At 43.2% G+C, this 26,103-nt stretch carries 25 protein-coding genes; 9 read left to right on the top strand and 16 right to left on the bottom strand.

The genetic code is table 11. The features are described from left to right. The first annotated feature begins 3 nt into the window (after positions 1-3). From GVN16_RS07955 to GVN16_RS07945, 3 genes are all read left to right on the top strand, one after another. Complete coding sequence (locus GVN16_RS07955; RefSeq protein ID WP_166563333.1) at positions 4-456, top strand: DUF3299 domain-containing protein; 453 nt, start codon at positions 4-6, stop codon at positions 454-456. A gap of 5 nt (positions 457-461) precedes the next feature. Next, on the top strand, positions 462-995 hold the full coding sequence (locus tag GVN16_RS07950; protein WP_166563332.1) for a hypothetical protein: 534 nt from the start codon (positions 462-464) through the stop codon (positions 993-995). 228 nt (positions 996-1,223) lie between these two features. Beyond that, positions 1,224-1,550, top strand: coding sequence for a LytTR family DNA-binding domain-containing protein (locus GVN16_RS07945; protein WP_166563331.1), 327 nt, complete (start codon positions 1,224-1,226; stop codon positions 1,548-1,550). Positions 1,551-1,582: 32 nt separating this feature from the next. On the opposite strand, the gene GVN16_RS07940 is transcribed toward GVN16_RS07945, so the two are convergent. The 4 genes from GVN16_RS07940 to GVN16_RS07925 form a co-directional block, all read right to left on the bottom strand. Further along, on the bottom strand, positions 1,583-2,866 hold the full coding sequence (locus GVN16_RS07940; RefSeq protein ID WP_166563330.1) for a citrate synthase: 1,284 nt from the start codon (positions 2,864-2,866) through the stop codon (positions 1,583-1,585). 317 nt (positions 2,867-3,183) lie between these two features. Continuing rightward, positions 3,184-4,785, bottom strand: coding sequence for a ThuA domain-containing protein (locus GVN16_RS07935; RefSeq protein WP_166563329.1), 1,602 nt, complete (start codon positions 4,783-4,785; stop codon positions 3,184-3,186). A gap of 51 nt (positions 4,786-4,836) precedes the next feature. Then, complete coding sequence (gene miaA / locus GVN16_RS07930) at positions 4,837-5,766, bottom strand: tRNA (adenosine(37)-N6)-dimethylallyltransferase MiaA (protein WP_166563328.1); 930 nt, start codon at positions 5,764-5,766, stop codon at positions 4,837-4,839. Further along, the gene (locus GVN16_RS07925; RefSeq protein ID WP_166563327.1) at positions 5,763-6,593 is read right to left on the bottom strand and encodes a hypothetical protein; all 831 of its coding nucleotides are present in this window, start codon (positions 6,591-6,593) and stop codon (positions 5,763-5,765) included. The genes miaA and GVN16_RS07925 overlap by 4 nt, the downstream gene beginning before the upstream one ends. 232 nt (positions 6,594-6,825) lie before the next feature. On the opposite strand from GVN16_RS07925, the gene GVN16_RS07920 reads away from it, so the two are divergent. Further along, positions 6,826-7,440, top strand: coding sequence for a hypothetical protein (locus tag GVN16_RS07920; protein WP_166563326.1), 615 nt, complete (start codon positions 6,826-6,828; stop codon positions 7,438-7,440). 47 nt (positions 7,441-7,487) lie between these two features. Here GVN16_RS07920 and GVN16_RS07915 read toward each other — a convergent pair whose 3' ends face one another. Then, positions 7,488-10,235: a glycoside hydrolase family 2 protein gene (locus GVN16_RS07915; RefSeq protein ID WP_166563325.1), complete on the bottom strand. Its 2,748-nt coding sequence runs from the start codon at positions 10,233-10,235 to the stop codon at positions 7,488-7,490. A gap of 469 nt (positions 10,236-10,704) precedes the next feature. Here GVN16_RS07915 and GVN16_RS07910 point away from each other — a divergent pair, with 469 nt between their 5' ends. Beyond that, on the top strand, positions 10,705-12,174 hold the full coding sequence (locus GVN16_RS07910) for a Gfo/Idh/MocA family protein (protein WP_166563324.1): 1,470 nt from the start codon (positions 10,705-10,707) through the stop codon (positions 12,172-12,174). Between the two features lie 113 nt (positions 12,175-12,287). Here the strand turns inward: GVN16_RS07910 and GVN16_RS07905 are convergent, their stop codons facing one another. Further along, on the bottom strand, positions 12,288-12,704 hold the full coding sequence (locus tag GVN16_RS07905) for a DUF1801 domain-containing protein (protein ID WP_166563323.1): 417 nt from the start codon (positions 12,702-12,704) through the stop codon (positions 12,288-12,290). Positions 12,705-12,733: 29 nt separating this feature from the next. Beyond that, on the bottom strand, positions 12,734-13,255 hold the full coding sequence (locus tag GVN16_RS07900; RefSeq protein WP_166563322.1) for a DNA-3-methyladenine glycosylase I: 522 nt from the start codon (positions 13,253-13,255) through the stop codon (positions 12,734-12,736). Positions 13,256-13,335: 80 nt separating this feature from the next. Here GVN16_RS07900 and GVN16_RS07895 point away from each other — a divergent pair, with 80 nt between their 5' ends. After that, positions 13,336-14,496, top strand: a complete 1,161-nt coding sequence (locus tag GVN16_RS07895) for an iron-containing alcohol dehydrogenase (RefSeq protein ID WP_166563321.1) — start codon at positions 13,336-13,338, stop codon at positions 14,494-14,496. A 30-nt stretch (positions 14,497-14,526) separates the two neighbouring features. On the opposite strand, the gene GVN16_RS07890 is transcribed toward GVN16_RS07895, so the two are convergent. Next, positions 14,527-15,207, bottom strand: a complete 681-nt coding sequence (locus tag GVN16_RS07890) for an NUDIX hydrolase (RefSeq protein ID WP_166563320.1) — start codon at positions 15,205-15,207, stop codon at positions 14,527-14,529. 509 nt (positions 15,208-15,716) lie between these two features. Here GVN16_RS07890 and GVN16_RS07885 point away from each other — a divergent pair. Then, entirely contained in the window at positions 15,717-16,094 is a 378-nt protein-coding gene (locus tag GVN16_RS07885; protein ID WP_166563319.1) for a DUF4388 domain-containing protein, read from the top strand. A gap of 127 nt (positions 16,095-16,221) precedes the next feature. Here the strand turns inward: GVN16_RS07885 and GVN16_RS07880 are convergent, their stop codons facing one another. Beyond that, complete coding sequence (locus GVN16_RS07880) at positions 16,222-16,578, bottom strand: DUF779 domain-containing protein (RefSeq protein ID WP_166563318.1); 357 nt, start codon at positions 16,576-16,578, stop codon at positions 16,222-16,224. 48 nt (positions 16,579-16,626) lie between these two features. After that, positions 16,627-18,150 carry an aldehyde dehydrogenase family protein gene (locus GVN16_RS07875; protein WP_166563317.1) on the bottom strand — a complete coding sequence of 508 codons (1,524 nt, stop codon included), beginning with the start codon at positions 18,148-18,150 and terminating at the stop codon, positions 16,627-16,629. A 233-nt stretch (positions 18,151-18,383) separates the two neighbouring features. Here GVN16_RS07875 and GVN16_RS07870 point away from each other — a divergent pair, with 233 nt between their 5' ends. Beyond that, positions 18,384-19,310, top strand: a complete 927-nt coding sequence (locus GVN16_RS07870; protein ID WP_166563316.1) for an AraC family transcriptional regulator — start codon at positions 18,384-18,386, stop codon at positions 19,308-19,310. Here the strand turns inward: GVN16_RS07870 and GVN16_RS07865 are convergent. Then, on the bottom strand, positions 19,291-19,521 hold the full coding sequence (locus GVN16_RS07865; RefSeq protein WP_205748812.1) for a DUF3820 family protein: 231 nt from the start codon (positions 19,519-19,521) through the stop codon (positions 19,291-19,293). The genes GVN16_RS07870 and GVN16_RS07865 overlap by 20 nt on opposite strands. Positions 19,522-19,594: 73 nt before the next feature. On the opposite strand from GVN16_RS07865, the gene GVN16_RS07860 reads away from it, so the two are divergent. Next, positions 19,595-20,668: a Fic family protein gene (locus GVN16_RS07860; protein WP_166563315.1), complete on the top strand. Its 1,074-nt coding sequence runs from the start codon at positions 19,595-19,597 to the stop codon at positions 20,666-20,668. Positions 20,669-20,680: 12 nt separating this feature from the next. On the opposite strand, the gene GVN16_RS07855 is transcribed toward GVN16_RS07860, so the two are convergent. The 5 genes from GVN16_RS07855 to GVN16_RS07835 are packed head-to-tail and all read right to left on the bottom strand — an operon-like array spanning position 20,681 to position 26,103. Continuing rightward, positions 20,681-21,925 carry a cyclopropane-fatty-acyl-phospholipid synthase family protein gene (locus GVN16_RS07855; protein WP_166563314.1) on the bottom strand — a complete coding sequence of 415 codons (1,245 nt, stop codon included), beginning with the start codon at positions 21,923-21,925 and terminating at the stop codon, positions 20,681-20,683. An 18-nt stretch (positions 21,926-21,943) separates the two neighbouring features. Further along, positions 21,944-22,732: a DUF1365 domain-containing protein gene (locus tag GVN16_RS07850; protein ID WP_166563313.1), complete on the bottom strand. Its 789-nt coding sequence runs from the start codon at positions 22,730-22,732 to the stop codon at positions 21,944-21,946. Then, positions 22,713-23,978, bottom strand: coding sequence for an NAD(P)/FAD-dependent oxidoreductase (locus GVN16_RS07845; protein ID WP_166563312.1), 1,266 nt, complete (start codon positions 23,976-23,978; stop codon positions 22,713-22,715). The genes GVN16_RS07850 and GVN16_RS07845 overlap by 20 nt, the downstream gene beginning before the upstream one ends. Next, positions 23,966-25,078, bottom strand: a complete 1,113-nt coding sequence (locus GVN16_RS07840) for an alpha/beta hydrolase (RefSeq protein ID WP_166563311.1) — start codon at positions 25,076-25,078, stop codon at positions 23,966-23,968. The genes GVN16_RS07845 and GVN16_RS07840 overlap by 13 nt, the downstream gene beginning before the upstream one ends. Continuing rightward, positions 25,075-26,103, bottom strand: coding sequence for a cyclopropane-fatty-acyl-phospholipid synthase family protein (locus GVN16_RS07835; protein ID WP_166563310.1), 1,029 nt, complete (start codon positions 26,101-26,103; stop codon positions 25,075-25,077). Before GVN16_RS07835 ends, GVN16_RS07840 begins: the two co-directional genes overlap by 4 nt.

Here is a 26,103-nt window from a genome sequence, read left to right as displayed (position 1 = left end):
AATATGAAAAACAAAATTGTACGTTTCGGATTGGTTCTTTTCTTAATTCCTGCTTTGGCGTTCACGATGGTCGTTGACCCGGTAAAGATCACCTGGGAAAACCTGAGGGATGTTACCTTCAAGAAAAAATGGAATGCAGATGAAGGGATGTTCATCCTTGAACCCCAGTTCGGAGCTAAAGTTTCGGCTCTAAAAGGCAAAGAAGTGGTTTTGACCGGCTATATGATCCCGGTTGACATCGACGCCAATTATTATGTATTGTCAGCGAATCCTTTTGCCTCATGCTTCTTCTGCGGCCAGGCCGGACCGGAATCTGTGGTGTCTGTCAAATTTAAGAAAGTAAGCAAACGTTTTAATACCGATGACCGGGTAACGATCAAAGGGCTTTTCCGTCTCAATGCTGATGACATCAATGATTTGAATTACATTATAGATCAGGCGGTTGCCGAAATTTGAAAATTATGAAAAAAATTACCTTGACCTCTGCCATTGTTTTAATCACTGTGGCCTCCTCTTTCGCACAATATGAAAAAAACTGGGCTTTGGGACTGAGGGTTGGTGAACCGCTGGGACTTAACATCCGGAAATATTTCAGTTTCGGGGAGAGGGCCTTTGATGTCAACATCGGTACATACGGGTTTATGTACGGCAGGGTCAGATCTTATAACAAAGACATTATTTATAACGGAGCCGGTCTGATGTTCCAGGGCATTTACTCCTGGCACACTGAGTTGTTCAACAGCGAGAAATTCCACGGCTATTATGGATTCGGAGGGCAAATCAACTCCCGGAACCGGCCCCTGGAAATCGGCAGCAGGGATTCTTTCAAAGTTATTTCTGTAGGGCCGGCTGCTGCTGCAGGTATAGAATTTGCACTCCCTCAAAACGACCTTGCTATTTTTCTGGACGCGGGTGGTTATTTAGAGATTGCTCCAAAACCTTTCTTCCTTAATCCGCAGATCAGTGCCGGTTTAAGGGTGAACCTCGTTAAATAAAACACTTCCGGGCCGTTATCACGTTGATACGGCCTGGTTTTTAAACATCTTCCAACTTAAAAATTTCTTCCCTATGGCAGGCGTCAACCACATGACCGGCCTTTTTTCACCCCTCATTTCGGTCTTCAGAAAAATAATCGGAAAAATATATTTTCGTTTACAACTCTTTTGTGCCTACGGGGGTCTATAACATAAATCGATTCACATTTTTTATAATACCTTTTAACTATGAATACAAAAGTACATTTGGTTGGGAGAAAGAGTGTTTCACCTGACAGAGTCATTTTGCTGAAAGCAGAAGCAAATTATACCGAAGTATTTCTCATCGACGGAGAAAGTATCGTTCTATCCAAAACACTTAAAGAACTTGAGAAGAGATTTGTAAATTTTTCTTTCTTCAGGACGCATAAGTCCTACCTGATCAACCTTAACTATATCGAACGTTTTTGTCCCAATGAGAGCCAGGAGATTGGTTTGAGGAATAACCTGATTGTAGAGTTAAGCAGAAGGAGAAGAAGCGAATTTATCAGCTTTTACAGAAAAAACAGGGTATAAAAAAAGGCTCCTTTCGGGGAGCCTTTTTTTTATTATCTTTTTTCCAACGGAACGAAATCTCTGACTTCAGGACCAGTGTATATCTGCCTTGGACGGCCGATCGGCTGATTCTGATCTCTCATTTCAAGCCACTGAGCAATCCAGCCCGGCAGACGTCCGATGGCGAACATTACCGTAAACATGTTGGTCGGGATACCCAAAGCTCTGTAGATGATACCAGAGTAGAAATCTACGTTAGGATATAATTTACGAGATACGAAATAATCGTCTTTCAATGCTGCTTCTTCGAGGCCTCTGGCGATGTCCAGCACAGGATCATTCACTCCCAGTTTAGCCAATACGTCATCAGCTGCTTTTTTGATGATTTTCGCACGAGGATCAAAGTTTTTGTAAACCCTGTGTCCGAAACCGAATAATCTGAAGCCTGAAGACTTATCTTTCGCTTTGTCGATATATTTCTGAACATTGCCGCCATCTGCCTTGATTTCTTCAAGCATCTCGATTACCTCCTGGTTGGCACCTCCGTGAAGCGGGCCCCAAAGAGCTGAAATACCGGCTGAAATAGATGAGTAGATGTTAGCTTTTGATGAACCTACCAGTCTTACGGTAGAAGTTGAACAGTTTTGCTCGTGGTCTGCATGCAGGATCAGCAGTTTATTGATGGCAGCAGAAACTACCGGATCAATTTTATAGTCCTCTACAGGCAGGGCAAACATCATCTGAAGGAAGTTGGAACAATAATCCAGGTTGTTTTTAGGATAATTGATCGGGTGCCCCTGCGACTTCTTATAGCACCATGTAGCGATGGTAGGGAATTTAGCCAGTAACCTGATGATATGAAGGTCGGTAGTGTCCGGCGATTTCTCATCAAAAGAATCAGGATAAAAACCACTCATGGCACTCACCAGTGAAGACATGATCCCCATCGGGTGGGCATTTACCGGGAAGCCGTCAAAGATCTTACGCATATCTTCGTTGACCATCGTATGCTTGGTGATCTTGCCTACGAAATTGTCGTACTGCTCCTGGTTAGGAAGCTCTCCGTAAATCAGAAGGTAAGCCACTCCAAGAAAATCAGCCTTATCGGCAAGATCCTCGATAGAATAACCCCTGTATCTCAGGATGCCCTCTTCTCCGTCAAGAAATGTAATTGAACTGGTGGTTGAACCCGTATTTTTGAAGCCTTCGTCAATCGTTATATAACCTGTTTTTGCTCTTAGACTGGAGATGTCAATTGCCTTCTCTTTTTCTGAGCCCTCGATCACAGGAAATTCATATTCTTTGCCTTCAATTAGTAATTTTGCTGACTCGGCCATATAAAAATATTATTTTGTGTTCTTTATATATTATTAATGAAAATTCCGTGTTTTGAACCGCTAAAATAATAAAAATAGTGCAAAAATCAAATAAATAGAATACTTATATCTAAAAAAGCACCGTAAAAAAGTCCATTTTTACCCTGCTTATCTTACCTGATTTTTTTATTTAACTGATTATTAATCAATTATTATTTTAAGGCTTTTAAATGTTAACATATTAAAAACAGAAACCTGCTCTAAAACGCAAGTTCAAATGTAATATATGCCTGTTTATAAAACCTACAGAATCTGAAAAAAGTTTAATGCCGGCCCTGTTACTTCTTCTTTTTTAAGGGCTCAGTCTCTATATTCAGCAAAACAGCGTCTGTCTGACCTGACGCATTTTTCACTTCAAGCGTCACTTTACTGACACCCGGTTTTCTGAAAATAAAAACAGGGTTCTGTACCGATGAAGAATCTTTTTCCGAGAACCTCCATTTATAGCTTAAGGCCTGGTTCTGAAGGTCATGCGACTGGTCGGCTTTAAAACTGACCTTCAACGGCACACTTCCTTTCTGCACATCGGCGGATGCCCTGGCAACAGGTGGAAAAACACCATCCGGGGCATAAACCACTTTCCTGACACCATCTGTTTCAAGCAGGTACAGCTCGCCGTTCAGGCCTATTTCCAGGTCTTTGATTTTATTGATTTTTTTTGAGGTCAGAAACGGTTCCACGTTCAAAAGCTCTCCTCCTCCACCCCGTGTCTCTGCCAGAATTCCCTTGTAGTCGTCATATCTGAAGGTCTTATTCTGATAATATACAGGAAGCCTGACGGCAGATGATTCATAAAGTTCTGGGTGGTAAACGGCCTTACCGGTCATCCCTGGGGTAGCCTGTGTTCCGAAATCGATGATCTCAAAACTCTTGTTGTCCGACATTTTCATCCTTTTGATAGCAACCGAGCCGTCGACAGGCTGGCCGTAAAAATAGATGTAACCGTTGGTTTCAAATTCCGGATCAAAGGAAAAATCAATATGACCTTTCAGCACCGGAAAACTGCCCAGCTCTGTCAGCGACTTGTACTCAAGGTCGTAAACCGACAAACGGCCGTCTGAAAACAGAATAAACATTTGCTTTTTCGGGTTGATCTTTATGGCTACCGGATCGCTGAGTTGCTCCAGCACCTGGTAGATGCCGAAATGTTTATCTTCCGGAATTTCGTCCATGACTGAAGAAGCAAAATCAGGGAGTTTTGAGGAAGAAATTTCCTGCAAACCCGAAAAAATATGATCTATAAAAGCCTGGGTTTTAAAGGCCTGGGGTGTTCCGCCGAATGAAGTATAAAAAGTCTTGTTGCCCAGCCCGGAGAATCCGTACCAGGAACAAACCCTGCCGCCAAGGTCAATCAATACAGGTTTACTTTCGATTCCGGTGTTTTCAAATAACAAGGGCTGATCGTTCAGCTTCCAGAGGGGCGGCAAGTTGATTTTTCCGATAAAGGCATTGGTGATGATATCGTATTGAGCCGGGGTTTCCGGCTGGACAGATTTCAGCCCGGCATTGATCAGTTTCTGATACCAAAGCCAGTTGTAGGAAGATTCGGCCGCTTTATGAATCCCAAGAAACCCTCCTCCGGCTTTAAAAAACCTCAGTAAGACAGATGATTGCCTGAAATCGAGGAGATTGGCACTGGAGTTCAGAAACATCACGGCATGAAACCCTCCGAGTTTTTCTGTATTAAAATCAGAAGGCTGTGTTGTAAAAGTAAGCTCAACCTGGTATCGGGCAGCGTTGGCAGTCAGGGCTTCAATGGCTGCCTGGTTGGCTTCAGCCAGGTCGCCTGCAGAGTTGCTGAACACCATTACTTTTTGCTGAGCAAAGGCAAAAGCATGAAATAAGAGCAAGGTCAGTATGTAAATCCCTGATTTTATCATAATTAGGATTTCCCGGCTAAAGGTACCGGTTAGGATAGATTCAATGGTTGATCATCTAAATGATCCGGAAATATAATTCAGAATTTCGGTTTCAGACAAATTTTCGTCAAACCATTTGATAATAAATCCTTTTTTTTCCATACTCCGGAAGAAAGTCATCTGCCTTTTCGCAAACCGGTGGATCTCCGTTTCCAGCCGGGACACCATGGTTTCATAATCCAATTCGCCGGTCAGAAACTGTGTAATGAGCTTATATTCAAGGCCATAATAAATCAACGTTTCAGGCGAAAGCCCGTTGGCGAGCAAGCTTTCCACTTCACCGGTCATGTTTTGCTGCTCCAGTCTGAACCTGAGCCTCTCACTGATCCTTTTCCTCCTGACTTCCACAGAGGGATTAAGGCCGTATATCCGGTAATTAACAGGCATACGCTGAACTGACGCTTCAAAGTCAGGGTGGTTCTTCAAATATTCGTTCATTTCAATGCCCCTGATGATTCTTTTCCTGGTTGAAGTATCCACCTGTATCTGCTGGTCTACAGATAATTTTTGCAGCAACTTCTCCGTATCAAGCCCCTCCAGGTTCTTCCTCAGTGTTTCGTCAACAGGGATCTGCACCTGGTCAAATGCCGACAAAACACTCTGGATATAGAGGCCTGAACCTCCGCAAAGTATCGGCACAGTGTTCTTACTTCTGATGTCCTGGTAAACTTCAAAAAAATCCGACTGAAACCTGGCCAGGTTATATTTTTCTCCCGCTTCGCAGATGTTGATCAGGTGATAAGGAATATCTTTGCCGTCCAGGTGATATTCAGAAAGATCTTTGCCTGTACCGATATCCATGTTTTTATAAACCTGGCGGCTATCTGCACTGATGATTTCTCCGTTTATGAGAGAAGCAAGCTGCGTAGCCAACCGGGTCTTCCCCGAGGCCGTTGGCCCCAGGATGACGATCAGATCCGGTTTATTTTCGCTTTCTTTCAAAATTCAAGGATGAGTTTAAGACTTCCGCTGTTATAAATATCACCATTTTCAGAACGTTCTCTTTCATTGTTTTCATTCAACCTGAAAGAAATGGGCGGGAGAATCTCCGTCATTTTAAAACCCATCTTTTGGTAGGTTGAGCCGTCAGACCAGTCGGCGTCAGCATAGGTCATGACATTCCCACTCTTTTTTTCTTTCATAAAATGATTCAAAAGCTTGTTCAGCCCTCCTACTACTGAGAAGTTCATCGCCGTTCCAAACCTGATCATTTCGTAGGAATCCACTATTCTATCGTCAAGGTAGAATTTTTTAGGGTTTGAAAATGTCATGACTGCCACGAGGGTTTCTTCCCGGCTTAAATCAAAATCATGGCTCAGCCCCGCGAATAAACGGTAATATCTCTGAGGAACAAACAATCCGTATTTGACCTTACTGCTGACATAACCCTGAAGATGGTTTTTATCCAGAAATGCCTGAGCTTCAACCTTGTCAATCCTCCTGACCTGGCATACCCTGCCCGGCAGTTTTTGATTTCGCCCGGACAAAGAAGTCAGCCGTGAGCAGATCACAGCCTTTTTGTACAACCACTGGTCTTCCCAGATCCTGACAACTCTGAATCCTTTAGCTCTTAAAGCGAAAAGGCTCCTTTGATGCTCTTGAATAGGATGAATGAGATGCGGCCTGAACAGCTCAATGACCAGTTGATGGGATCTGACAAAAATAAAGTCCCGCTCCGGAATATCAGGGTAGCCGGGATCCTCCATTGACGAAACCTCGACTCCAATGGATTTCAGAAAATCAGCTATTTCAAATTTAAAATCGGGCAACAGGATGATAAATTAAACATTTTGAAAAGCCTTAACCTTCACAAAATAAATATATTAGAATTATTTAAGGCCGGTTTTTGTTCTATCAGCAGATTCTGGCAAAAATATTGTTCTATAATTTTGATAAGAATAATTTTTCGACGGAAATTGCGTTTTCAATGATAGAAATGTTTATTCGAAACTTTATATCGGCACAAAGATAAAACTTAAGATTTCTATCCGGGTAATCAATATGAAAAAGACAAAAGTATTTATTCTTGCATTATTTGCGGCCATCCCGGCAACCCTTTACGGGCAGTCAAAGGAATACCTGGTGGAAGATGCTAACCAGTATTTTAAATCGGGCAGGTATTGGGATGCTTTTTTTCTTTACAGAGACATCGCCAAAACCCCTGATTATCAAGGCAATTACGAAATCGAGAATCAAATCAAGAACAGCTCAAGGGCCATGTATCTCTGGAAAAAAACGGAGGATTTCAGGGTCATTAAAAAATACGATCTGGCTAAACAAAACCTTTCAGAACTGATCAGGATCAATCCTTATGATCCGAACCGCGGGCAGTTACCGAGAATCACACTGGAACAAGCTTCGGAACTGCATAAAATGGCCTGGAAACAGCGTACCTATGAGGCAACCAATGAAATGCTGGCAAAAGCCATCAGCTTGTATCACCTCGCCATGACCGAGGGCTTAAAAGACGAATCGGTGCAGACCTTGATCAGGCAGGCAGAATCTTCGATGGAAAAGTCGGGGATACAGGTTAAACAGCCTACTTCTTACGGTATAAACAATAACACGGGCCCTCAACCGGAAAGAACGAGGTCTGTTGAAATCATAAAGAATTAAAAAAAGAGGCACGGTCTGAAACCGTGCCTCTTTGCTTTCAAGGTCTGTTAGTATTGAATCACCACGCTTGGATTCACTGGATATCTTCCGAAATCTTCTCCGTAAATTGCTATTCCCCCCTGAGCTTCTGTCTCCAGTCTCAATTTAAGATAACCTTGTCCGGCTGATTTTTTAAGTTCACCTTTCGATACAGGAATTTTGATCAGGTAACCGTATGAACCGGCCTCTCTCAGTTTCTTGTCCTGCAGCTGATTATGCCACGACAACACACCCCTGTGATCCGCAGGGTCGTCTTCCAGGGTTACCGTCTTCACTTTTTTACCATTGACAGACACCGTCACCACAGAAGGGAACAAGGTTTCATCTGTCATCGGATAAGAGTTCGGATTAAGGTGAGGTGACACTTTTGCCCCTCTCATATAATCCTGGCCCACCACGAATTCCTTGTCTTTGTCTTTTTCAAACAATTCTTTGGCAGACGCTTCTACCAATATATAGGCTTGTTTGATACCTCCCGTTTTCACAACGGAAGTCACCGGGATCTGATATTCAAAAAATCCTTTTCCGGCTCCGTTCACTTTCTTGCCGTCCAACACCTCCCAGTTTTTCAAAGACCACCTGGCTTCTGTAAAATCTTTCGGTTTCACTTCCAGGATCACTGTTTTTTCTTTGTTTTTAGGAGAATCTACGATAAAGTGCATAAAGTTATGATGCAGTTCTTTTCCGGTGAGGTCTTTCAGTCTCAGTTTGACAATACCAATTCCGGCGATATCAGGCACGTTAAATTTAAAAGATTCGAGGGTTTTCTGCATCCATGGCTGATAGTCAAACGGTATTTTACCGGATGTGATGGCCTGGTTTTCACCTGTCTTGTCTGTAAATTCGATTTCATATTCAATCACCAGTTTGTTGTCCTGAACCTGCTTGCCCGACATCACCGAAATGATCAGGGGCACTTCAAGTTCAGCTCCTCCCTTAACGGTTTTCGAGATGTCATTGCCTGTAGAAAGGTAGAAATCAGAGTGGAAATCACGGTCGGTCATACCCGGCATGATCTCTTTCAAACCTGTGAATTTCATGGTTCTGTCAAATCTCCAGTAACCGTTCCATTCGTTGATGACGTCATGATGCTCTGTATACAACCATCCGGCCACTTTCGGGTATTTCCTGAAGGTGTTCAGCATCCTGTGATAATCCCAGCTCCAATCCACATCGCCCGTGCTTCCTTCATAGCCCCAGACATTACCGCATTCGGAGTTGATATTGGGCTGATTACCTTGCTTGAAGTTTTTCTCGAAATTGAACGTACTGCCGTCGAAGGTGTTCTTATCCATGTTCTTTAAATAATTCTCCCACTCCCAGCCAGGTAAATACTCATGCCATGAATTGATGTCAGTCTCCGTATGGCCTCTGCCGCAACAGATAGAGTTATCTTCCACCAACCTGGTCTGATCCAGTGATTTAGCCAGATAGTACATAGAAGCCACCCAGTTGTGCGTTTTCGGCAGATATTCTGCTTTCATTTTGCCGTCCGGCTGAGCTACCTGTGTGGTCAGACCCCAGGTTTCGTTGAACACGATCCATGAGAAAATAGCCGGGTGATTATAGTCCCTCTTGATCATTTCCCTCAGCGTAAACTCGGCTTCTTTCTGCATTTTTTCATCAGGCTCTCCCCATGAGTTAGGCAAATCGGCCATTACCAGGAGACCCAGCTTATCTGCCCAGTACAGTTTTCTCGGGATATCGGCTTTGATGTGGGTCCTCAGGCCGTTTAGTCCAAGGTCTTTACAAAGCTGAATTTCCCTTTTCATAAACTCATCTGTTGGGAAAGTATAGAAACCTTCCGGGTGATATGACTGGTCCAGGGTAAGCTGAACATACACCGGCTGGTTATTCAGGGCAATATAAGGGTAGTTGGTATTCGGCAGTTTGACTACCGATATTTTCCTCATACCAAAATATGATTTAACCACATCGTCGTTGATGGTCACTTCTGCCTCATACAGATAAGGATCTTCAAGTGTCCATAACTTCGGGTCCGGGATGTCAATCTCCAGTTCGGTCTTGTTATTTCCTTTTTTAACCAGGCCTTTTGCGGTAATGGTTGATCCCGGTGTTTTGATCCTTACCTCCACATCCGTATTGGCCTCGATATCTTCTCCGAGGTAAATCCGGGCCTTTACCTTATTCTTATCTATGTCCGGTGAAAAATGAATGGCATCAGCATACGTTTTCCCCCTGGCTTCAAGATAGACGGTTTGCCAAAGGCCACGGGCATTGCCATAACCCTGCTTACCATATAATGCAAATTCTCTTCTTTTATCATCAACTCTGATCACCAGGTTCTGTTGGGTATCATACTTAAGATACTGGGTCAGTTCAAACGAAAACGGTGTGTACCCGCCCTGGTGTTTACCCAGTAAAACGCCATCAAGCCATACGGTGGTTTCCCAGTCTGATGCACCAATGGTCACAAAGGTTCTTTTCTTGTCCCATGACTTCGGAACTGAAATTGTCTTTTTGTACCAGGCATAGTCAGCTTCATTTTTTACGCCTGACAATTGTGATCCCCACGGAAAGGGTACATTGATTTTTTTTGAGAATTTAGCATTCCCTTTCTGCCAGTCTTTGGATTGACCGACCTGTAAACTGTCAAATTCAAAATCCCATTGTCCGTTCAGGTTCACCCAGTCAGTTCTTTCAAAATCAGGGCGGGGATGTTCAGGTAGTGGAATAGTTTGAGCGAAAACTCCTGTCAGACAAAAACAGAGGATTGCTATCAGGCATTTTTTCATAAAGAGAATCAGGTTTAAACGGTTGAATAATTTATAGGAAACTTTTAATCCCGACAAAAATATAAGGAAAAAGCATTCTTTGTATATTTCAATTTTACAATGAAAAAATTAAATTTCAGAAGTTATTTCCCGGAATACACAAAAATGGGTTTATCCTTAGAAGACAAACATTTGCACACATTTGCACAAATCGGCCCGGCAGCGTCATTTTTACCTGAAAAGTGCCAATAAAGAAGGTATATAGATCAAAATCAGTTCGGTATGTTAAACGGATAGCCTGAAATAACGAATTAACAGTAATTTAAAGACATAAATCGCAGACGCCGGCAATCACCCGCATACATTTACTAAACCGTTGCTGCAGACACCTGCAGGATGTGTTTGTTTTCTAATTTATATTGTAAAAAATTTTAAAATATTAACATAAAAAAGTATTATTGTACCAATTATTATTCAATCAAATATCTCTATGGAAAAACAAACACCTGATAACAGTAGAAGAGATTTTATTAAGACCGGTTTATTCGCTGCCGGCTCATTTTTTATAGTTCCCCGCCACGTCCTTGGCAAAGGTTTCAAGGCTCCGAGCGACAAGCTCAACCTGGCCTCTATCGGTGCCGGAGGAAAAGGTTTCGGTGATATCAGCAATGCCTGGAATAACGGAGCCGAAAACGTGGTTGCCCTGTGTGATGTTGACACCAACCAGGCTGCAAGAGCTATAAAAAAATTCCCTAACGCCAAAGTTTTCAGCGATTTCAGGGTGATGTTTGAGCAGATGAAAGGAGATATTGATGCAGTGACTATTTCAACTCCCGATCACGTTCACGGTATTGCAGCCATGACCGCCATGCAGGCCGGAAAACACGTTTATGTTCAAAAACCTCTAACCCATAATATTTACGAAACCCGTCAGTTGACTGAAGCTGCCCGTAAATACAAACTGGTAACCCAAATGGGTAACCAGGGTGCTTCAAACCCGGGTCAGCAACAAATGATCGAGTGGTTCAACAAAGGACTTATCGGTACCGTTGACACCGTTTATGTATGGACCAACCGCCCGGTATGGCCGCAAGGTATCCCTGTTCCGACCGGAAAACCAGAGCTTCCGCCTTCAATGAGCAAAGAAAACTGGGATCTTTTTATCGGACCTGCTGATTATGTGGATTACCACCCGTTATATCACCCGTTCAAATGGAGAGGCTGGTGGAACTTCGGTACCGGTGCTCTTGGCGATATGGGCTGTCACCTGATTGACCCACCGTTCAGAGTACTTGAACTTGGCTATCCAACTGAAGTGGAATGTAGTGTAGGACAGGTATTTACCAAAGACTGGCAGCCGGAATTCATCCCTGAAGGATGTCCTCCGTCGTCACATGTACAGTTGAAGTTCCCTGCGAGCAAAAAGAACAAAAAAGAAATCAAAATGATCTGGTCGGACGGTGGTATCAGACCATTCCACCCGGATCTTATCCCTGCTGACGAATCTATCGGAGAAGAAGGCAGTGCCAACGGTGTAATGATGATCGGTTCTAAAGGTATCATGACGTGCGGTACTTACGGTCTGGTTCCTAAAGTTTACCTTAACAAAGGCGGTAAACTTGAAATGCCGAAGGATTATAAAACCAAGAACAAAAACGAAACGCTTCCTGAATACGGTCACCAGACTTCATGGGTTGAAGCAATCAAAGATGGTTTCGGTAACTCAAAACACAAAGCCCTGACGTCATCATTTGATTATTCAGGTCCTCTTACTGAGACGGTATTGATGGGTAACCTGGCGATCAGAAGCTACGGCTTAAGAACTGCGGCAGGTAACGGCTTCAAATATGACGGACGTAAGAAGTTGCTTTGGGATGGCACGAACATGAAGATCACGAACTTCGACGATGCCAACCAGTTTGTCAACAGAAACTACCGTGAGGGTTGGAAGTTGATCTGATGAAGGTAAACGGAGAAAGGACGACGGAGAAAGGACAATTACTATAATTATATCTATTTCCAACTCCGGACCAATTTATAACGAAAAAAGCCGGCTAAGCCGGCTTTTTTCGTTTATCCGCATTTATCAGATTCGCTTTTAAATCCTATGGAAATCATCTGCCTGAGAATTTCCGGGTCGGCGTCGCTCAGTTTATTCAGATACAGACACGAAACCGCCTTTTTATGTTTGCCGAGCCTCGACAGCAAATCCTCGTATTCAGGATAATCAGAAGAGAGGTACAATGACAAGCTTTGTTTACGGGGGGAAAAGCCAGCTTTGGGCATATCGCCTTCCCAGCCGCTTTCATATTTATAATGGGTGGTCCCGAAACCGATAATCGCCGGCCCCCACATGACCGCTTCTTCGCCGGTTACTTCCCTGAAAATACGGATCAGTTCTTTTGCATCCGATTTTCTCCGTTCGTTTTCCAGTTTATCAATAAATTCGTCCGGGCTGACCGCAGTAGGTTTGGTTTGTATATCTGCCATAGCTGTTTATTTTTAATCTGATATCAGTGTTACAATTTCATGGTTTTAAAATAAATCTCACAGTCAGGGTCATGGGCTCCAGGGAGATACCCGATGCTCATCAGAAATGAATTGACAATTTCTCCTCCGGTAAATTTAAACTTCTTCTTAAATATTTTCACCCATTCTTCTTTAGTAAGCGGGTGAAGATCGTCTATCCAGTTTTTAAAAGAACCGAATTCTTCCTGCAGACCTTTGATGACTTTGGCGTTGTGAATTGCAGCTCCGATTTTCAGCTTATTCCGGATGATGGACGAATCCTGCATCAGACGTTCAAAGTCGTAAGCTTCATAGGTTGAAATAATATCAATATCGAAGTTGTCATAGGCTTTTCTGAATCCTTCTTTCTTTTTAAGAATAATCTCCCAGGAAATGCCCGCCTGGTTGATTTCCAGGATTAACCTGCCGAACAACTCATTGTCTGCTTCTAACGGAAAGCCATACTCAGTATCATGATACACTTTGTGGACGTTGTCCTCCGGTAAGTTTTTACAGAAAATACAATAGCTCATCTCACTATAATTAACTGATTATTTAATAAACCAAAGCGGTCTTAAACATGTTGAATGGATATAAATATAAATTTAACGATATGTTTTCAAATTTTGCTTATTATAATCCCGTAAAAATTCTTTTCGGCAAAGGGCAGATCTCTGTGCTTCCCAAACAGATACCTGCTGATGCCAGGATATTGCTTACTTACGGGGGCGGCAGCATTTTCAAAAACGGGGTCTACGACCAGGTCATCAAGGCTTTAAAAGGATACACTATTATAGAGTTCGGAGGTATTGAAGCTAACCCATATTTCGAGACCCTGATGAAGGCTGTAGAGCTGGGAAGATCCGAAAAGGTTGATTTCATTCTCGCTGTAGGTGGTGGTTCTGTATTGGACGGTTCAAAGTTCATAGCAGCAGCCATTCCTTTCGAGGGCGGTGATGAATGGACCAATATTGTCCTGAACAAAACAAAATATAGCAAGGCCCTTGCCCTGGGCTCTGTTCTGACCTTGCCGGCTACTGGCTCTGAAATGAACCCGGTGGCGGTGATCTCCAAAATGGACACCCACGAAAAAAGAGGCATGAGCAATCCGCTACTGTTCCCGAAGTTTTCTGTACTGGACCCTGAAACGACTTTCTCACTGCCGGAAAAACAGGTTGCGAACGGCCTTGCAGATGCTTTTACACATGTGATGGAACAATACCTGACCTATCCCGTTAATGCGGAAATCCAGGACAGATTTGCAGAATCGATCATGAAAACGCTGATAGAAACAGCTCCGAAAACCATTCAGAACCCGGAAGACTATGAGTCAAGGGCCAATTTTATGTGGGCTGCCACCGTGGCACTTAACGGCTGGATTAACCTGGGGACACCCACAGACTGGGCTACGCACCAGATCGGGCATGAGCTGACAGCCTTTCACGGCATCGACCACGCCAGAACCCTTGCTGTGGTATTACCGCATCTGCTTTCGTTCAAAAAAGAAGATAAAAAAGGTAAACTGATTCAATACGCCAGAAGAGTCTGGGACCTGAGCGGATCTGATGATGAACTGGCCGAAGCCGCTATTCAAAAAACGATTGAATTCTATGAAACCCTGGGTCTTCCGACCAGGGCCTCTCATTATGGCATAGACCAGGAGAGTATTCTGAAGATAAAAGACCGTTTTGCTAAAAGAGGCATGAAGTTCGGAGAGCATGCTGATATCGGCCCGGATGAAGTGGAAAAGATACTTCAGATGAGTATTGCATAAAATAAAAGAGGCCCGGAAGAGGGCCTTTTTTTATGATTTAAGTTTTTTCAGTGAAGCCCAGTCTTCCACATAAGTCAGGTAGAGGTAATCAAGCAGCAGACCGTTGGTATTGTTAATCAGCCTGTGGCCTTCCTCAAACGGAAAAACATGGGTGGTAATCCGCTCAAATTCATAATCTGTTCCCATATTTTTATCCTCGAAAGCCTGTATTTCTTCAGAAGGCAGCTCTATTTCACAAAAATATAAATACATGGCCTCGTCACTGGTTCCTGTGCTGGGAAAAAGCCTTTTATCAGGAGAAAGGTTAATTAACTGGCTTTCTGTAATGTGAATGCCCGTTTCTTCGCGGACTTCCTGAACGGCGATCTCAAGCGGCGTCTGTGTGCCGTCGACCATACCCGCCGGATGCTCATAAGTGTAGCCGCCTTCCGCGATTCTCCGCTGCTTCACCAAAAGAAGATACTTCTGAGCTGTCGCCCTGTCAATCAAAACCACCAAAACACACACCACCTCGCCTTTCAGAAAACATATCGGAGGAATCTTGTCCCCTTCCGGAGTCTCCGCGTCCAGCATCAGGAGTGAGAAAAGCACTTCTCCGTTGTATCTTTTCCTGCTGTACACCTCTTCAATGTTATTGATTTTAAGTCCGTTACCCAGGATGTTCTTTTTCCAGAGTTTGAATTTATGGGCATCTTCCAGTTTTTCTTCCATGCTAATTATGAAATCTTTAATTGATCAGGAAGCAAGTTAAGGAGATCAGGGTTTTAAATCATTATTCCCGAGCCTCAAATTGTTATAAAAATCGGATAAAGTTCCCCCGATATTCCGTAAAAACATGTTCAGGATATCTGAAAAGCTAAACCCACAAAATCTACCATATAACTATTCTAATAATGATTTTACCTATCTGATTTCCTTATCCTATGAAAATATAAAAACTGTACTATTCCGGGAAATGGCCCTTTTAAATATACCATTGCATCTTTTGAACGACTTGTTGCACTATTCCCATAACCATGGTATTTTTTCAAGATTAACGTAGGATCGTGGAATGAACTTTCATTTGACCACTGTTTTATAGTTGACACGTATTCAATATCTTATGTAAGTTTGCATCAACAAAGGTTTTCAGAGGAACAAAAATTAAGCGGTGTTAAACCAAGAATTTTAAAGTTAAATTTCTATTAATTTTTCCAAAAGAAAACAAAACAAAGAAAATTATGAAAAAATCATTTTTAGTAATCGCAGTCCTGATGGGAGTATCAGCTGCAAACGTAAGCGTAGCAAACAACGGTCTTAAAATTGTAGATCTTTCAGCAAGCATTAACAGCGACCTGAACGTTAAAACATTAGACGGTTTGAAATTCAAATTGACAGTAGACAATCTTCAGGGTAAATCATATATATCTATCAAAAATTCAGGCGGAGAAATCCTTCACACTGAATATGTAAACAAAACTGAAGTTTTCAGTAAAGTTTATGATTTATCAAGTCTTCCGGACGGAAACTACACTTTTGTAGTAAACACCGGAAAAGAAACTATTGAGAAACCTTTCGAAATTGCGACGGAAGTGAAGCGTACTGCCACTCCTAAATAATTAAGAAAGATCAACGACAGATATTTTATCTGTCAGATTCTTCACAAAAACCTTTGTAAAACCCCGCAGTCAATGATTGCGGGGTTTTGTTTTTTCAGTGAGCCAATCATTTGAAAATCGTGGGGTTTTATCCTTCCAGCTCAACGGACTCCTGCTCAGAAAACAACCTGGATTTAATCACAAACCTGAGTCCCATCGGAATCTCCAATGAGAAACTCGCCCCTCTTCCTTTTACCACGTCTACTGTCAGCTGGGTGTGTTTCCAGTACTCAAACTGGTCATTAGACATGTAGAAGTCGCATCCGTGTATATTTCCTAGCAGCTTATCCGTTTCGTTGATCATCAACTCCCCTACCTCAAAACACATAGGAGATGATCCGTCACAACAACCGCCGCTCTGATGAAACATCAGCGGCCCGTTTTCTTCCCTCAGTTTGTCTATTACTTCTGCCGCAGCTTCTGTGACCAATACCCTATTTACCATATTTTATGTAACCAGGGGAGCGTCACCACTCCCCTGCTTGTTTAATTCTTAGAAAAACCCCAGTTTGTTCTTATCGTACGAAATCAGCATGTTTTTGGCCTGACGATAATGTGCCAGCATCATTTTGTGTGTTTCCCTGCCGATACCTGATTTTTTATACCCTCCGAACGGTGCGTGAGCCGGGTAGGCATGATAGCAATTGACCCAGACCCTGCCTGCTTTGATGGCCCTTGAAACCTGGTAAGCCTGGTGGGTGTCTCTTGTCCAGACCCCTGCCCCAAGTCCGTATAAGGTATCGTTTGCGATCTCAATCGCTTCTTCTTCCGTTTTGAAAGTAGTAACGCAAACCACCGGTCCGAAAATCTCTTCCTGGAAAATTCTCATTTTGTTGTTTCCCCTGAAGATGGTCGGCTGGATATAATACCCACCTTCGAGTCCTTCGTTGTAGGCGGCAGCTCCCCCTGTGAGCACTTCTGCTCCTTCTTCCTTACCGATTTCGATGTAGTTCAGTATTTTCTCATACTGGTCATTGGAAGCCTGGGCACCCATCATGGTCTGAGGATCAAGCGGATGGCCTAATCTGACGGCTTTAACCCTCTCTACTACCCGCTCAATGAAGGCATCATAAATAGACTCATCCACGAGGATTCTTGAAGGACAGGTGCAGATTTCACCCTGGTTAAGGGCAAACATGGAAGCACCTTCAAGGCACTTATCAAAAAACGCGTCATCAGCATCCATCACACTTTTGAAGAATATATTCGGCGATTTACCTCCCAGTTCCAGTGTTACCGGAATGATGTTTTTAGAGGCGTATTGCATGATCAGCTGACCTGTGGTAGTTTCGCCTGTAAAAGCTATTTTATTAATCCTCGGGCTTGAGGCAAGGGGTTTGCCGGCCTCAATTCCGAATCCGTTGACGATATTCAATACACCCGCAGGCAGTACGTCCTGGATCAGTTCTGCCAGCACAAGTATGCTCACAGGGGTTTGCTCAGCGGGTTTCAGCACCACGCAGTTGCCTGCGGCCAGTGCCGGGGCAATTTTCCAGGTGGCCATCAGGATCGGAAAATTCCACGGGATGATCTGACCTACCACACCCAGGGGCTCAAGGATGGTCAGAGAAACAGTATTGGCATCCAGTTCCGAAGCGGCTCCTTCTTCTGCCCTGATGACTCCGGCAAAATACCTGAAATGATCGATAGCCAGAGGCAAATCGGCGGCACGGGTCTCACGGATCGCTTTTCCGTTGTCCCAGGTTTCAACCCTGGCCAGCAGCTCAAGATTTTTCTCCAGGATATCCGCAATTTTCAAAAGGATATTGCTCCTTTCAGTGGCTGATGAAGTGTTCCATTTTGGTGCGGCCTGCCATGCGGCATCTATCGCCAGGTTAATATCTTCTTCTGTTGACCTGGCCACCTGGGTAAATATTGCCCCGTCAACGGGAGATACATTTTCAAAATACTGGCCTTTGACAGGAGCTACCCATTTACCACCAATGAAGTTTTCATATTGTGTTTTAAAAGATGGTTTTTGTACCAAATTCTCAACATCCATTGCTACTGATGACATATTTCAAATGATTTTAAGATTGATAAATTAATTTGATACAAACAAATCCATATATATTCATATTTTGTAGCACATTTCTCTACAGCTGTTTCATTTTCCTGCATTGTGATTGAACATTTCTTCAAGTGTGTTGAACGATCCTACTTTTTTACAGCCAATCCTGAATTTATTTAGTACAATTTTTTGATAATATATTTATAAACAGTAAGTTTAATATCAATAACAAGGTAGCTATGATAGACTTAAACAGGGATTTTTATAACAACCGTAAACTGGAGAACCTGGTAGAAAACAGGACTATCCATACCCTGAACCATGCTGAACTGAATATTTTTGAGACGCATAAAAGAGCAGAGCAGGTTTACCTCAAGTTCAGCGAGCCTGTGCTGGCGAGTATGATCAAAGGTAAAAAAGTGATGCACCTTAACGACATTCAGCCCTTCGGATTTCTGCCTGGGGAATCGGTTGTCCTGCCGTCTAATGAAGTCATGAGAATCGACTTCCCTGAAGCTGGTGAGCAAAACCCCACGCAATGCCTTGCCCTGGCTTTTTCGGATTCAAAACTGAAGCAGATTGTGGATGTGATGAATGAAAGGTCACCGAAGTCAAACGGGGAACTGTGGAATATGACGGATTATAACTTCCACTTTACCAACGACATAGCCATCACCCAGATATTGCAGCGGCTTATCTTCATTTTTACAGAGAATCATCCCTCCAAGGATATTTTTTCGGATTTCCTGATACAGGAACTGATCATCAGGATTTTACAGACTGAGAACAAAAGCATGATCCTGAAAAAATCAGAAGCGGAGCATAACAGCGAAAGACTGACTTTTGTGATCAACTATATCAGGAATAATATTACGGAGCACCTGAGCATAGAACACCTGAGTGAGAAAGTTTACATGAGTGAATCCAATTTTTACAGAATTTTCAAAAACGAACTGGGGTCTTCTCCCAATGATTTTATTATTGAAGAACGGCTCAAAATAGCCGAAAGCTTACTGAAAGACCCTAAAAGCAGTGTTAAAGAAGCCTATCTCGCGAGCGGATTCAACAGCTTTTCTTACTTCTGCAGAATTTTCAAGAAAAAGAAAAAAATATCACCCAGCGAATATAAAGATCAGGCCACCCGGTTTAAGGGTTTAGCTTTTTGAGTTTCCAGATGATCTCTTCTAGACCATTGATTTTTATTTCATATACTGTAGACAGCTGCATTCCCAGTTTTCCGGGAGGAAAACCGCCCTGCCTGCTAAACCACTCCAGGTAACTTACCGGTAAATCACACAATTTGGTGCCTTTGTATTTTCCGAAAGGCATCTGTACTTTAATTATCTCCAGTAAAATCTCTTTGTTAATATTATCCATTGAACAAATATGAGAAAAAATTGTAAATCCAAAAAATATGACTAATTTTGTCATGATAATATATATCAAAAATATGGAAGATAATCTGGGGAAAGCTCTGAAGGCCTTCAGGAAAGAAAAGAAACTGACGATCGTTGAGGTCAGTGGCCTGACCGGTATTGACCAGGCCCTGCTCTCCAAATACGAAAACAGCAAAAGAACGCCTTCCGAAAACCACCTGAAAAAGATTGCGAGTGGCTTGGAGGTGGATATTGAGGAGCTTAACAAATACCTGCTTGTTGAAAAAATCGTCAATCTGGTCAGATATGAAGCTAATTTCCAATCGGTTATGATGGTGGCTGAGGCCCGGGTCGAATATTTAAGATCGCAGGACGTGTTTGATGTTCCCAAACTTACCCTGGACCAACAACATGAACTATGGCTGATTGACAACCTGAAAGAAAAGTGGCAGAGCGAAAAGCCGCTGAAAGGAATTCAGCTGCAAAAAATGCAGGAATACTTCAACATCAAATATACCTATGACAGTAACCGGATAGAAGGCAATACCTTAAGCCTGCAGGAAACCCAACTCGTTATCAATAAGGGGTTTACTATCAGTGGAAAGTCTATGAAGGAGCATCTGGAAGCCATTAACCATGCTGAAGCCATTGATTTTATGATTGACATGGTGTCCGGTCGTGAAGAAATAAACAAGAGAAACCTCCTGGATATTCACCGGCTTGTGCTGAAAAGTATTGATACTGAAAACGCCGGAAAATACAGGACTGTGCCGGTGATGATTTCAGGCAGTGAACATGTTCCTCCACAACCTTACCTGATAGAAAAAATGATGGAAGATTATTTCAACCATTACGAAAAACAGAAGAAAATCATGCATCCAGTCATTCTTGCGGCTGAAATGCATGAGCGGCTGGTAAGTATCCACCCGTTTATTGACGGGAACGGGCGTACTTCCAGACTTCTGATGAATTTCATCCTGCTAAAAAACGGATATACCGTAGCGATACTTAAAGGCGACCAGGAATCCAGAATAGCATATTACAAAGCCCTGGAAAAGGTACAGACAGATAACGATCCCTCTGCGTTTTATGACATTATCATCAAATGCACACTGGATTCGCTGAAAGAGCATCTCAAGATGGTTTAAGAGCCCTGCCCTTTACCGGGAAGTGGTATTGGGTCTGGCATAAACCAGCTGCATGACATTGATGTTTCGCATCGCAAAGGCGGCTTCGCAATAGCATAAATAATAATTCCATTTGCGGGCGAATGCTTCATCGAAGCCTATTTTGTTAATTTCCTGCCAATTCCTGGCAAATTGTTTCCTCCACTCTGACAGCGTTGCGGCATAATCCAATCCAAGGTCTTTAAGATCAACCAGGGTAAGATCCCCGGTTTTATTCACGGCTTTGTTCATCGCTCCTACAGAAGGCAGCAAAGAGCCGGGGAAAATGTGTTTCTGTATCCAGTCGACTCCTTTCCTGAGGCTGTCGTAGCGGGAATCAGGACAGGTAATGGCCTGAATGGCCAACAATCCGTTCTTTTTCAGGAGTTCGTTGCACTTTTTAAAATAGCCCTGAAGAAACTCATGCCCTACCGCTTCAATCATTTCAATGGAAACGATCTTGTCGAAAACCCCGGTCATGGTACGATAATCCTGCATCAATACGGTGATTTTATCAGACAGTCCTTCTGATTTGATTCTATCCTGAGCGAGGTTAAACTGTTCCTGCGAAATGGTGAGGGTTGTGACCCTGCATCCATAGTTTTTAGCCATATAAATGGCATTACCGCCCCATCCGCTCCCGATTTCAAGCACATGGTCTTTGGATTGGAGGTTCAACTGACGACACAGTCTTTCATATTTTGCCTCCTGGGCCTGCTCCAATGTCATCCCCTCTCTGACAAAATAAGCGGATGAATAGGTCATAGTAGCGTCCAGGAACAATGAGAAGAAGTCATTATTAAGGTCATAATGGGCGGCGATATTCTTTCTTGATCCCGAAATCGTATTGCTGTTCTTAAGATGAGAAACCTTATTGATCAGTTTCAGCAGGTTAAGGCCCAGGGATTTAACGCGGCTGCCGGAAACTCCGGGTGTTTTTTCAATGTTCAGCATAAACCATTTCAACACGTGGGTGATGTTATCGGTATCCCAGTCTCCGTCTACGTAGGCTTCACCGAAACCGATATCTCCGTACAAAATGACTCTTTTAAAAAAGTCTGTATTATTTATCCTGATATGAGCAGATACACTGCCTTCTCCGTTGCCAAAAGTCTGCGTTTCACCATCGGGAAACGTCACTTCAAGTCTGCCATAGGGCATGGCTGACAATAAATTAATTATCGTTTTTTCGAAAAATCCTCTCCGGGTAGAGACCAGTACTGTAGATGCGGTTGCCATGATCAATGCTGTTATATTTTACCTCAATTCATATTTTTTATATACGTCTTTTTGCAAATTCTGGTTTTCCGATTTCTTGTGATAGGGTATTTTTTTTAGCCACAGCAACATGGCCTGCCAATGAATCAGAAAGATTATTTTGAGGGTGATGAATGGAAAACGAATGCTGTAGAGCAACAAATTACTGTTAGTCAGCGGCTTCGCATTACCGGTGAGCGTACTGGAGAAAAAACGCCTCCCGCCCTGATAGTCATCAATTTTTATTCTCAGCTTTTCTCCGGGGAGCGGCAAATCGAAGTCAAAATCGGTATCGTGGTCAATAAAGGGGGAAACATAAAAGAATTTCTTTGTTTCGAGACGAAATTTGTTGCCCGATAAATGTTCTTTTCCTGCCAGGTATGGTTTCATTTCTCCAAAAGTATTATGAACCTCCGCCACGCAGCAAACGGGCTGATTATCCTGGTCAAAGCAAAAGTAAAAAGACACTGGATTAAAGTTATAACCCAGCACGTTCATATTAGTGAGCAACATTACCCGGCCTTTACCCAGGTCAATATTATTCGCAGCCAGATAGCCCAGCAATTGTTCTTTCGTGGTTTTTGAATCGTTTTCAGTCAGCTGCAGGTGTTCTTTATCTCTGAAACTGAAAAAATTGAAACGGTTGAGGCTGAACATCCACAGCTTTTTTTGCAGCATGCCCAGTTCATCCAGGTCAACATAAAACATGTAGACACCATAATGAAACCGGTGTTCCCTGGGAGAGTACCGGTGATGCATGACCCTGGCCTTATAGAGACAACTGTTCATCTTTCAGTGTTTTACAAAGCTGCACGGCACTGGCATAGGCATCCTCATGAAAACCGTATCTGAAATAGCTGCCGCAGAAATAAATGGGGCCGTTTTCATTCAACGTGTATAATTCTTTCTGAGCGGCTACTGCGGGGACATCAAAAAGCGGGTGTTCATATGCTATTTCACGGATGACTTTTGATTCGTCGATGCTTCCCGGCACGGCATTGATAGATACGAAATAATTCTTTTTTTCAGAAACGCCCTGGAGTCTGTTCATCCAGTAAATCGTGCTGGGCATCAGCTTTTCGTCTTTCTCCTCCACACGGTAATTCCAACTGCTCCATACCTTCCTGTTTACGGGCATTACTGACTCATCCGTGTGAACCGTAGCCAGGTTTTTCTGGTATTTGAATGCCCTCAGCAGTTGTTTTTCCGACTCTGTAGGATGAGCAAGCATATTCAGTGCCTGATCGGCATGACTGGCGAAAATGACTTTATCAAAGAATCCGGGTTCACCGTTCCGGGAGTAAACAATGGCTTTCCCGGCTCTACGTTCTACTTTAAAAACAGCATTCCCCACCTGTATCCTGTCTTTGAACGGTTTGATCAGCAGCTCTTTATATGACTGACTGCCTTTGTGCAAAGTATACCACTGGTGCTGGGTATCCAACCCTAAAAAACCATGATTTTTAAAGAATCTGATCAGTGTTACCGCGGGAAAATCAAGCATAGACTCCATCGGGGCTGACCAAACAGCCGCACTCATCGGAATGAGGTATTTCCAGAGCATATCTTCGCTGAAACCGAATTCATCAATGAAATCTCTCAGAGAATGATTTTCATACGCCGGATTGTGAATGATTCTGACTGCGTCTTTATTGAACCTCGAAATCTGCAGCAACATCCTGATGTAAGACAGGTTCACGATATTTCTCTTCTGGGCAAATAACCCTGCTATTCCTGATCCGCAGTACTCCAGACCTGAGGGCAGGTATTGTACACTAAAAGACATGTCCGATTTCTTCACCGGGGCATTGATTTCTTTAAACAACCTGCATAAATTCGGGTAGGTCTCATAATTGAATACCATAAAGCCTGTATCCATGTGTACTTCACCGTCGCCCTCTGCTACGGTGATGGTGTTGGTATGGCCGCCGATGTAGTCATTCTGCTCGTAAATTGTCAGGTCATACTGATCTTTCAATAAATGAGCACAACCCATTCCGGCGATGCCTGTTCCGATGATGGCTATTTTTTCCATGTTACTGAATTGATAAAGTTTTCTACTGCCCTGGTGGTAAGCTGACCATAGGGACCATTAATGTTATAATCACAGCCATGCGTGGCAAGAGGAAGCTTAAGGAAATAGTTTCTGACACCTGCTTCGTTGAGTTTTTTACGGAGGCGGTGTCCGTGATCGAAAGAAACGAGCGGGTCGTTTGTTCCGTGAATAATGAGTGTCGGAGGAGCGTTTTTACTGACATATTCGCAGGCTGAACTCTCTTTGAATTTACCAGGGACTTCATTGTAATTTCCTCCAAAGTAGTTTTTATATATTTTGTCGGTGTCAAGCACCCATTTGTTTACTTTTATTTGTCCTCCCCACACCATATCAGCCGGGCCATAAAAAGAAATAACGCCTTTTACTCCTGGAATGGATTGGCTGTAGGCCGCAGTGAGGCCAATCTGAGCTCCGGCTGAACGCCCCAGGATGACTATGGAGGTGGTGTCAATATTCAGTTTTCCGGCGTTCTTCTTCAGAAAATCAATGGCCTGACGGGTATCTTCCACAGGTGCGGGAGATTTATATTCAGGAGCAAGCCGGTAATTGATAGCGGCCACATGATAGCCTTTCCATGACAGATAGGTGTTCAATTCAGGTAATTGCCGGCTGTCGCCACTTTGCCATGACCCGCCATGAATAACGAGGATTAAAGGTGAAGGTTCTGACGAAATGGAGCGGTAAAAATCCAGGGTCAGTTCGGGAGTTTGTTTGTAAACCATGGATTCGAACTTATCATTCGGAGCCCTGGAAAACATCCTCGTCAGGCTGATGGATGATTCTCCGGATTTTGAAGGAAAAACCTTTTTCATTTCAGTATAGATTGTGGAAGCTCCCCACAAACTCACGAATAAAGGAAGTGTGAAAAAAATCAGACTGCTGAAACTCAGGATAAGCACCAGACCCTGGTATTTTGAAACCCACAGGCCTGAAACGAAACCGAAAAGTGAAAGCCCTATGAAAATGAAAGGAAAACTGGTGATGGCCACATCTGCCAGCCACAAAAAATAAACCGGTGCCCTGAAGATGACCATCAGGGACAGCAGAAACAAAATGGCAGCATAAACCAGTTTAATCATTTCTTATTAAATAAATAGTGACTTACGATCCACTCTTCGCCGTTTCTGTAATTCCAGAGCTCAGCACAGGACATGTAGAAAATCCTCCAGTAAACCCACCATTTTGTCGCGTTTCCGGCACCGTAAGTAGCGGCAAACAAAGGCATGATTTCTTTTTTGTGCTGATCCATGTTCTTCAGCCAGGCCTCCGAGGTCCTGGCATAATGTGTACCGTCAAGCTGCCAGTGGTTTTCGATGCTGAGGTCTTCATTGAAGTATAAAAGAAGATCGTCACTGGGCATTATTCCTCCGCTGAAGAAATATTTGCTCATCCAGTCAGTTTCGTCCACTACTTCATACTTATAAGCGAGTGTTCTGTGGGTGAAAATGTGTACAAACAGTTTTCCCTCGGCATTTAACCAGGAAGCCACTTTTTTCATCAGCAACCTGTAATTTCTCATGTGCTCAAACATTTCCACAGAAACTACGCGGTCAAAAGTCTGCTCAGTATCAAACTCATTCATATCTGCCGTCACTACTGTCAGGTTATCCAGTTTTAACTCAGCGGCTCTTTCATCGATGAATATCTTCTGTGTCCTGGAATTGGAGACCACCGTAAAGCGGCTTTCAGGGTATCTTGCCGCCATAAAAAGGGACAGCGAGCCCCAACCGCAACCCAGCTCAAGGACATTTTGCCCATCGATCAGCCCGGCTCTTTCGCAGGTTAACCGCAACATATCTTCTTCTGAAGTATCCAGATCAACCACCCCATCACGCCAGTATCCGCAACTGTATTTCAGGTTTTTGCCGAGACAATACTGATAAAAGGAAGTCGGCACTTCATAATGCTGCTCATTGGCATCTGCTGTGTTAATAGCGATCGGTGAGTTTTTCAGTTCATCGACCAGCTTCATAAAGTGCTTTTGCTGCAATTCGGCATTAGCCTGATGTTCATCTCTCAGTCGTTGTCTGAGAAACTTCCGGATTCCTGCCCTGATCAGGAAGTCGGGAATCATGTCTTTTTCTAACCAAGTGTTATACCACAT

Origin of the sequence: Emticicia sp. CRIBPO (assembly GCF_009905725.1) — a bacterium.
GTDB lineage: Bacteria > Bacteroidota > Bacteroidia > Cytophagales > Spirosomataceae > Leadbetterella.
Note: the sequence above shows the minus strand (reverse complement) of the source record. Positions and strands in the feature narration are given on the sequence as shown.